This is a genomic window from Immundisolibacter sp. (assembly GCF_028696615.1).
Classification (GTDB): Bacteria; Pseudomonadota; Gammaproteobacteria; order Immundisolibacterales; family Immundisolibacteraceae; genus Immundisolibacter.
On sequence record NZ_JAQVGQ010000092.1, the window covers coordinates 1 to 9445 of the forward strand.

At 69.4% G+C, this 9445-nt stretch carries 8 protein-coding genes; 3 read left to right on the plus strand and 5 right to left on the minus strand.

Going from position 1 to position 9445, the window contains the following annotated elements; translation table 11 throughout:
* Positions 1-304: 304 nt before the first annotated feature.
* The 3 genes from PHC73_RS07600 to PHC73_RS07610 form a co-directional block, all read right to left on the minus strand.
* Positions 305-940 carry a response regulator transcription factor gene (locus tag PHC73_RS07600; RefSeq protein WP_300126382.1) on the minus strand — a complete coding sequence of 212 codons (636 nt, stop codon included), beginning with the start codon at positions 938-940 and terminating at the stop codon, positions 305-307.
* A 211-nt stretch (positions 941-1151) separates the two neighbouring features.
* On the minus strand, positions 1152-2528 hold the full coding sequence (locus tag PHC73_RS07605) for an HlyD family type I secretion periplasmic adaptor subunit (RefSeq protein WP_300126384.1): 1377 nt from the start codon (positions 2526-2528) through the stop codon (positions 1152-1154).
* Positions 2529-2530: 2 nt separating this feature from the next.
* Positions 2531-4705 (minus strand): type I secretion system permease/ATPase, encoded by a 2175-nt coding sequence (locus PHC73_RS07610; RefSeq protein ID WP_300126386.1) that lies wholly within the window; start codon positions 4703-4705, stop codon positions 2531-2533.
* A 341-nt stretch (positions 4706-5046) separates the two neighbouring features.
* Between PHC73_RS07610 and PHC73_RS07615 the strand changes: the two genes are divergently transcribed.
* Positions 5047-5766 (plus strand): transglutaminase-like cysteine peptidase, encoded by a 720-nt coding sequence (locus PHC73_RS07615; protein ID WP_300126388.1) that lies wholly within the window; start codon positions 5047-5049, stop codon positions 5764-5766.
* On the plus strand, positions 5763-7706 hold the full coding sequence (locus PHC73_RS07620) for an EAL domain-containing protein (RefSeq protein ID WP_300126390.1): 1944 nt from the start codon (positions 5763-5765) through the stop codon (positions 7704-7706). The genes PHC73_RS07615 and PHC73_RS07620 overlap by 4 nt, the downstream gene beginning before the upstream one ends.
* Before the next feature lie 111 nt (positions 7707-7817).
* On the opposite strand, the gene PHC73_RS07625 is transcribed toward PHC73_RS07620, so the two are convergent.
* Together PHC73_RS07625 and def are read right to left on the minus strand one after the other, a co-directional pair.
* Positions 7818-8156 carry a hypothetical protein gene (locus tag PHC73_RS07625; RefSeq protein WP_300126392.1) on the minus strand — a complete coding sequence of 113 codons (339 nt, stop codon included), beginning with the start codon at positions 8154-8156 and terminating at the stop codon, positions 7818-7820.
* Between the two features lie 200 nt (positions 8157-8356).
* Positions 8357-8884: a peptide deformylase gene (gene def, locus PHC73_RS07630; protein ID WP_300126394.1), complete on the minus strand. Its 528-nt coding sequence runs from the start codon at positions 8882-8884 to the stop codon at positions 8357-8359.
* Positions 8885-8966: 82 nt separating this feature from the next.
* Between def and PHC73_RS07635 the strand changes: the two genes are divergently transcribed.
* The coding region (locus PHC73_RS07635; protein ID WP_300126395.1) for a DMT family transporter at positions 8967-9445 on the plus strand (479 nt) is incomplete at its 3' end.

A 9445-nucleotide genomic window follows, 5' to 3' on the forward strand; every position in this document is an offset into this window, starting at 1 on the left:
GGGATGGTGACGGCGCCCGCATCGGCGGTGCGGATGACTTCGTCGGCATAGACGACGTCGCCCGTGGCCAGCACGCGCTCCACGCCGTCGGCGTTGACCGCCACGACGTGGCCGATGACGATGGTGACGACACCGATCTGCTGCGCTGCCATGAGCATTCTCCGAGGTTCGGACGGTGATTGCGGTTACCGCACCGGCCCCGCCGGGCCGGACTTTGCGGTGCTTATGGTAGGCATCATCGGCATACCCGGCGGATTTGGATATTGGCCAAAAGACCAATGCGCCGGGCGGGCGTCGGGTCCGTTCAGTGGCCCGCGGTGTCCGGGCGGGCGGCCACGCGCAGGGCCAGCTGCAGGCGCCCGGTCACGCCGAGTTTGCTGAATACGGCGCCCAGATGCGCCTTGACGGTGCGCTCGGTGATGTCGAGGCGCTGCGCGATGGCCTTGTTGCTGACGCCTTTACCGACCAGCAGCGCGATCTCGCGCTCGCGGGGGGTGAGCGCATCGAGGCCGCCCGAGTCGTCCCCGGCGGGTGCGGGCCGGCTGCTGGCGATCATCTGCACCAGCCGGTCGACCAGTTTGCGCCCGGCCCACACTTCGCCGGCCAGCACGGTGGTGATGACTTTTTCGAGCAGCCGCGGGTCGATGTAGACGTTACAGTAACCGCGGGCGCCGGCGCGCAGGGCGGCGAGACCTTCGTCCTCGTCCGGTTCGCGGCTCATGACCACCACGCGCGTGGCAGCGTGACGGCCGATCAGCTCCGCCGCAGCGGCCGCGCCGCCCAGCCCGTCGAGCTGCAGGTCCAGCAGCACCAGCGCCGGGCGCTGACTGGCCAGCAGCGCCTCCAGGCTGGCGCTGTCACGCGCCACTGCGGCGCCGGCCGGCGCCGCCTGCTGCCAGCGCGCCAGTACATGGGGGTCGCTCGCTGCCAGAACGATCATGCGAAAAAGCTCCCTTTGCGCTGATTCATATGAGTTTTCATCCGTAAGGAGATTGAAAAATTCCGCCCCGGGAATTTTTCAGCTCGCATCCGCGCGGTAGGCGCCCGCGCTGCGCTGCCCGAATCGACGGCTTCGGTCCTCGATTCGGGCCCGAGGCATCCTGCCCCGAACAGGAGGGATTGAATGAATCAGCTCCTCCCTGGATACCGCTTCAGCGCTCGCGCAGCGCGCGTTCCTGCGCCCGCACGATCGGCCGCAACAGGTAGTGCAGCACGCTCTTGCGGCCGGTGAGCACGTCGACGGTGGCGGTCATGCCTGGAATGATCGGCAGGTACTCGCCGTCCTTGCGGTAACCGCGGTCGAGCGTGCGCACCCGGATCAGGTAATAGCTGCGCTCGCCGCCGTCCTTGTCTTCTTGGGTGATGGAGTCGGCGCTGATGTGTTCGAGCCTGGCCTCGAGCGCGCCGTAGATGGTGGAGTCGTAGGCGGTCAGTTTGACCATGGCGCGCTGGCCCGGGCGCAGGAAGGCGATGTCCTGCGGCTTGACCTTGGCCTCGACCAGCAGCGTGTCCTCGAGCGGCACGATCTCGACCAGGTCCATGCCCGGCTGCACCACCCCGCCGACGGTGGTCACCTTCAGGCGCTTGACGGTGCCGCGCACCGGCGAGCGCACGGCGGTGCGCGTCACCCGGTCCAGCGCCGCGGTGTTGCTCTCGGCGGTGGCGGCCAGCTCGGCCTTGGCGTCGTTGAGCTGGCTCTGGGCGTCGGTGCGGAATTTGATCTTGACGTCCTCGATCTTGGAGTTCGCCTCGTCCAGCGCGGCGCGCGCCGCCGGCAGGCGCAGGCGCACGCCATCCAGGTCGCCGCGGGTTTCGTTCAGCTGGCGCTTCAGGCGCAGCAGCTCCACCTGCGAGATGACGCCCTCGGCGGCCAGCGGCGCGGTGCGCTCGTACTCGTCGCTGAGCAGGGCCAAGCTGCGCTCGAGCTGGGCGACGCGCGATTGCATTTCCAATAGCTCCTGCTGACGCTGGTCGCGCTGCTGCTCGAGGATTTGCACGCTGGACGCCAATTCCTGCTGGCGGGTGTGGTACAGGCGCCGGGCGTCCTCGGCCAGCTGCGGCGCTTCTTTGTCGATTTCGGGCGGCAGCGCCAGCGGCTGATTTTGTGTCTCGGCGGTCAGACGCGCCACCTGCGCCAGCAGCGCCAGGTACTTCAACCGGCCTTCCTGGTACGAGCTGGCAAAGCGGGTCGGGTCGATGCGCAGCAGAACCTGATCCTTGTCGACTATGTCACCTTCCTTGACCAGGATTTCCTGCACGATGCCGCCTTCGAGGTTCTGCACCACCTGCACTTGGCTGGAGGGGATGATCTGCCCCTCGGCGTGGGTGACCTCGTCCACTTGCGACAAACCGGCCCAGACGAGCCCCACCACGATCAGCACGGTGACCGCGATCAGGATCAGATGCCCGGCCGGATGGGCCGGGTCGAGGTCCACGGCCGTGGTGTCGGCCATGTAGTCGAGGTCCTCGCGATCGACGTCGTGCCACAGGCTGCGCAGTTCCGCCCAGCGCTGTTTGAAAAAGTCCATGTTCATTGACCCCGCCCGGTCAGCCGTCCGCTGCGCAAGGCATCCAGCACCTGATCCTTGGGACCGTCGGCGACGATCCGTCCGCCGTCCATGACGATGACCCGGTTCACCAGCGACAGCAGCGAGGCACGGTGCGTGACCAGCAGCAGCGTGCGCCCTTCCAGCACCTGCGCCAGGCGGTTTTTGAATTGCTCCTCGGTCGAGTTGTCCATGGCGTTGGTCGGCTCGTCCATGATCAGCACCGGCGGGTCGAGCAGCAGCGCCCGGGCGATGACCACCGCCTGCCGTTGGCCGCCGGACAGGCCCTCGCCACGTTCGCCGATCGGCATGTCGAGGCCGGCCGGGTGGCGGGCGGCGAAGCTCATCACGCCGGCCAGCTCGGCGGCGCGCACGATCGCCTCGTCACTGACCTGCGGCGCCGCCAGGGCGATGTTCTCGCGCAGGCTGCCGAAGAACAGCGTCACGTCCTGCGGCACGTAGCCGATGTTGCGCCGCACGTCGGCCGGGTCGATCTGCCGCAGATCGATGCCGTCCAGCAACACCGCGCCGGCGGTGGGCTGGTACAGGCCGAGGATCAGCTTCTCGAGCGTGCTCTTGCCCGAACCAATGCGGCCGATCACCGCCACCCGCTCGCCGGGCGCGATGCGCAGCGACACGTCGTCCAGCGCCGGCACCTGCTGGCCCGGGTAGGCGAAGCTGACGTGGTTGAACTCGATGGCGCCCTGCAACAGCGGCCGGTGCAGGAAATTGCGCTGCGGCGGGCGCTCGACCGGCAGTTGCATGATCTGGTCCACCGCGCGCAGCGCCGCCATCGATTGATCGAAGCGCACCAGCAGCCCGGCCACCTGCGCCAGCGGCGCCAGCGCGCGGCCGGCCAGCATCACGCAGGCGATCAACGCACCGACGCTCAAATCGCCGTCGATGATGCGGTGCACGCCATACACCAGCATGCCGACCGACGACAGCTGTACCGCAAGGCCGGCCACGTTGACCACCGACGACGACAGCAGGCGCGAGCGCATGGCCAGCCGCGCCAGGGCGCCGATGAGCTGCTCCCAGCGGCGCTGGATGGGGCTTTCGGCGCCCATGCTGCGCACCGTTTCGTAGCCGGTCAGGGTTTCGACCACCGTGGCCTGTTTCTGCGCCCCCAGACGCATGCTCTGCTGCACCAGCACCCGCAGGCGCCGCTGCGCCTGCCAGCCGTACAGGATGACCAACGGCATCAGCACCAGCGGCACCGCCACCAGTGGGCCGCCGAGCCAGGCGATCATGCCCAGGAACAGCAACGCGAACGGCAGATCGATGAGCGTGGTCAGCGTGGCCGAGGTGATGAACTCGCGAAAGCTCTCGAACTCGCTGAGCTGATTGGCGAACGCGCCGACCGAACGCGGCCGCGCCTCCATGCGCAGGCCGAGCACGTGCTCGAACAGCCGCGCCGACAGGGCGACGTCGAATTTTTTGCCCGCCACGTCCAGAAAGTAGGCGCGCAACGAGCGCATCAGTAAATCGAACAGCGACACCACCGCCACGCCGATGGCCAGCACCCACAGCGTTTCCACGGCGCGGTTGGGCACCACGCGGTTGTAGACGTTCATGGTGAAGAACGGCAACACCAGGGCGAACACGTTCACCAGCAGCGCCGCCAGCAGCACCTCGCCGTAGATCGGCCACAGCTTGCGCAGTGCGCCCCAGAACCAGTGGCCGGCGAGCAGGTGACCGTGCTCGGCGCTGCGCTCGTCGAACACCGGCGCCGGGCGCACCAGCAGCGCGCTGCCGGTGTAGTCGTCGAGCAGGGCCTCGCGCGTCCACACGTCCTCGCCCATGCCGGCGTCCGGATCGGCGATGCGCGCGCTGCCGTCGGCCTGCCAGCCGAGCAGCACCACCGCGCGGCGATCCTTCAGCAGCAGCACCACCGGCAACACCGCTTCGCTGATACGCTCCAGCGGCCGGCGCACCAGGCGCGCGTTGAGCCCAGCCCGCTCGGCGGCGCGCACGAACAGCGCCGGCGTCAGGCGCCCGTCCACCAGCGGCAGACCCGCCGTCAGCGCCTGCTCGGATTTCGGCCGCTGATGCAGACGCGCCAGAAAGGTCAGGCAGTCCAGCAGCGGGTCTTCGGGCCGATGCAGGTCCGCACCGAGGTGCGACCAGACCGCCGACGGCGTGGGGCTGTTGTCCATGTAGGGCTCAAGTTTCCTGGGTAACGATCCGCTAATCGGGGATGGGAAAACGCAGCCGCGAGAGTCACGCCCGCGCTGCGGGCGACAGGGCTTGCGCCGTCGCTGCGCGCCGGCACATCCGACGCCGGCCGCGGGGGCTGGATGAATCTGCGCCTGTGCGCACGATACACCGGCGCCCGCATAGCCGAAGTGGGCGGATTACACATCGACGGTGGTGCATATGGGCGCCGTGAATTCTGCCTGGACGGACGATGGCTGCCGCCGGACTGCATGCCCCAAGCGGCCCTGGCTCGTTTTCGGTCGAGGCAGCCGCGCCTTGAGACACTGAAAAGGTTCGTACGTTGTTCCCCGTCGCCACGCCCGCTCGACGCCGCACCAGGCCCGCCGGCTGGCGCCTGGCCGCCCGCTGGGCGGGACTGCTGCTGGCAGCGCTGCTGCTGCCGGCGGCAGCCAACGGACCGACGTTCGATGCCACTACCCTGCGCGCGATCGAAACGCGCTACGGACACGCCGCCGCGCAGCGCGTGCGCGCCTGGCGGGACCTGGTGGCGCGCGATCGCGACCTGCCGCTTGCCGACAAGCTCGAGGCGGTGAATGATTTTTTCAATCAGCTCGAGTTCGTCGACGATCTGGCGCACTGGGGCCGCGCCGATTACTGGGCCACACCGGTGGAGTTTCTGGCCACCGGCGGCGGTGACTGCGAGGACTTCGCCATCGCCAAGTACTTCACGCTGCTCGAGCTCGGCGTGCCCGAATCGCGCCTGCAGATCACCTACGTCAAGGCAGTGCGCCTGAACCAGGCGCACATGGTGCTCGCCTACTACGCCACCCCGGCGGCCGATCCGCTGGTGCTCGACAACCTGGTCGGCACGCTACGGCCCGGCTCGTCGCGCACGGACTTGGTGCCCGTGTACAGTTTCAACGGTCGGGGCTTGTGGATTTCCCGGGCCCGCGGGCGCGGCAAACGCGTCGGCGGCGCCGAGCGCCTCAGCTTGTGGCAGGACCTGATGACCCGCATGGAAACATCCACCACCTCCCCGCACCGCGAGACCCCGCCATGACCCTGCTGCGGCAACTGCTGATCGCCGTCTTCGCCCTGCTGCTGCTGGTGTTCGCCGGCAGCGTCGCCATCAGCGTCGGCAACACGCGCAGCTACCTGGACGCCCAGCTGCGCTCGCACGCCCAGGACGCCGCCACCTCGCTGGGACTGTCGCTGTCCGCCAGCGTCGCCGACAACGACCGCGCCACGCTCGAGGCGATGGTCGATGCGCTGTTCGACAGCGGCTATTACCAAACCGTGCGCATCGTCGACACCGCTGGCACGGAACTGCTGCGCCGCGAGCAGGCGGTGCGCTTCGAGGACGTGCCGGCCTGGTTCGTGCGCCTGCTGCCGCTGCACACGCCGCTCGGTGAGGCCATGCTGATGTCCGGCTGGCGCCAGCTCGGCCGGGTCCAGGTGACCAGCAATCCGGGTTACGCCTACCTGGAACTGTGGCGCACCACGCGCGACTCGGTGGGCCTGTTCGCGCTGGTGGCGGCGCTCGCCGTGGCGCTGGCGGTGATCGGCGTCAACATCATCCTGCGCCCGCTGCGCGCCATCGAGGCGCAGGCCATCGCCATCGCCGAGCGCGAATTCCCGCTGCTGGAAGACCTGCCGCGCACGCGCGAGCTGCGTCGCGTGGTCGAAGCCATGAACCAGATGTCGCGCAAGGTCAAGCAGATGCTGGACGAGCAGATCGCCCTCGGCGAGCGCCTGCGCGAGAAGGCCTACCGCGACCCGGTCACCGGGCTCGGCAACCGGGCGCTGTTCGAGCAGGACCTGCAACACTTGCTCGATTCGACCGAAGAGCACTTCCGCGGCGCGCTGGTGCTGGTGCAGCTGCGCGATTTCAAGCGCTACAACGAAACGCACGGCTACAGCGCCGGCGATGAGCTGCTGCGCCAGGCCGCGGCAGTGCTGCGCGAGGCAAGCGCCGAATTCCGCCCGCATTGCCTGGCGCGCCTGGGCGGCGCCGACTTCGGGCTGCTGGTGCCGCGCAGCGGCGACGACGAGCTGGCGGCGCTCGGCGAAGCCCTGAGCCAGGCCCTGGCGCGTTTGTACGAACGCGGCCTGACGGCCGACGCCGACGTCGGCCACATCGGCATGGCGGTGCGCACCGGCAACGAAGACGCCCGCCAGCTGCTCAGCCGGGCCGATGCCGCGCTGCGCCAGGCGCAGACCAGCGCCGGCAATGCCTGGCAGCTGGCCCGCGATGAGATGGCGCCCCGCCCCCGCCCCGCTTCGGCCTGGCGCAACCTGATCGGCGACTGCCTGGCGCGCGGCCAACTGGCTCTGTACGCGCAGCCAGTCGTGCGCCCCGGCGACCCGCAGATGGTGGTGCACCACGAGGTGCTGCTGCGCCTGCCGACCGACGAGGGCCTGCTGCCGGCCGGCGGCGTGATGCCCATGGCCGAGCGGCTGGGCCTGGCCAGCGCCATCGACCGGGCGGTGATCACTGCGCTGCTGGCGCGCGTGAAGCCATCCGACAACGCCCGCCACTTTGCCGTGAACCTGAGCCCGAGCTCGCTGGCCGATGCGCAGTTCCACGGCTGGCTGCTGGCGAAGCTCGAGCAGCGTCCGCACCTGGCCGGCAACCTCAGCTTCGAGCTGCCGGAATACGGCGCCAGCCGCCAACTGCCGGCGCTGCGCGAGCTGATCGGCGCACTCGCCAAGCGCGGCTACGGCGTCGGGCTCGACCACTTCGGGCGTGGCTTCAACCCACTCGGCTACCTGTCCGGGCTGAAACTGGCGTACCTCAAGGTGGACGGACGCTACGTGCACGCGCTGGCACAGGACGCCGACAGCCGCTACTTCGTCAGCACGCTGCGCGAGATCGCCCACGGCCTGGACTGCCTGCTCATCGCCGAGGCCGTAGAGGATGCCGAACAACTCGCCGCGGTAAGCGAACTGCGCCTGGACGGCGCGCAGGGTTACCACCTGGCCCAGCCGCGGGCGCTTTAACAGGCCGTTGAAAAAGAAAAACGGCGTTCGCGGCTCAAGCCGCTCCTGCGACGCCGGCGCTCTGGCCGGCCTTGGGTTGGGGCCTGGTAAAGCCGCCGCGCCGGGCGACGGCTACAGCACGGCGCCGTCGTCGTCCACCATCGGGTCGATTTCGCCCAGCCGCGCGCGCAGGCGTTCGCGCAGCAGCAGCTTGCGCTGCGCGCTCTCCGGCAGGTCGGTGAACAGGATCACGCCGTTTTCGGCCAGCAGCGCGATCAGGTCTTCCACCACGCGTACCAGCTCGAGGTCGGTGGCGGCCAGCGCCTGGGCAGCGGCGGTCTGCCCGCCGTGGCGCAGCAGGAATTCGAGGATGTCGGGATGGTCGGCCGCCAGCGGCGGCTCGCCGCTGCCCTGCGGATCGATGGACACCCCGCTCACCCTGCCGTCGGCGCCGCGCTGCACGTAGAACATTCGCCATCCCCTGCTTGGCCGGGCGCCCATGATAGCGGCGGCGGCCCTCGGAGTTTGTGAAGAAATGCGCGTCCTGCGCATGTCTTGCGTCGCCCGTCCGGTACACGCCCGGACGGGCTCCCGCGAATCAAGCCCTTGCGGGCTCGATTCGCGTCCGGCCATCCCTGGCCGGCCTCGGAGCTTTAAAAATTCACAAGCTCTCAGGCGCCGCCCATGGCGTGCAGAATCTCCGGCTCGAAGCCGAACCAGCGCAGGTCGCGCATGCGCTGCGGGTAGAGCACGCCATCCAGGTGATCGCACTCGTGCTGCACCACGCGGGCGTGAAAACCGCCCGCCTCGCGCTCGATGAGATGCCCGCGCTCGTCGTAGCCGCGGTAGCGGACCATCCGCGGCCGCGGCACCCGGCCGCGCAGGCCGGGCACGCTAAGACAGCCTTCCCAGCCGTCTTCTTCGGTCGGGTCGAGCACCTCGATCACCGGGTTGATGAGCACCGTGCGCGGCACCGCCTCGGCCTGCGGATAGCGCGGGTTGTGCGTGACGCCGAACACCACCACCCGCGCCGGCACGCCGATCTGCGGCGCCGCCAGACCCGCCCCGTGGCAAGCCGCCATGGTGTCGAACAGGTCCTCGAGCAGCGTGGCGAGCGCCGGATCACGCGGATCCGGCACCGCCTGCGCCGCCTGCATCAGCAGCGGATGCCCCATGCGCAATACCTGCCTCACCGCCATGCCAATCTCCGTGTGAACCGCCGCGATGAGCGTACCGCAGCGCGCCGGTACACTGCGCGCCCCGCCCACGTCCACGTTCGCCATGTCCGCCCCCGCCCATCGGCTCGATGTCAACGGCACGCTGTTCGCCCTGCTGGCGGCGGTCGGGTTTTCGTTCAAGGCCATCCTGGTCAAGCTGGCCTACGCCTGGCATCCGGTGGACGCGATCACGCTGCTGGCGCTGCGCATGCTGTTTGCGCTGCCGTTTTTCGCCGCGCTGGCCTGGTACGGCGGTGGCGACCGGCCGCCGCTCGCCGCCGGCGACTGGCTGCGCCTGACCTGGCTCGGCCTGACCGGCTATTACCTGGCCAGCATCCTCGACTTCTGGGGCCTCGCCTACATCAACGCCAGCCTCGAGCGGCTGATCCTGTTCACCTACCCGACGCTGGTGGTGGTGATCGGCGCCTGGATCGGCCGCCGGCGCGTGGCGCGGCGCGAGCACGCGGCGCTGGCGTTGTCCTACGCCGGCATTGCGCTGGCCTTCGCCAATGACCTGCACCTGGCGCACGACCGCGCGGCGCT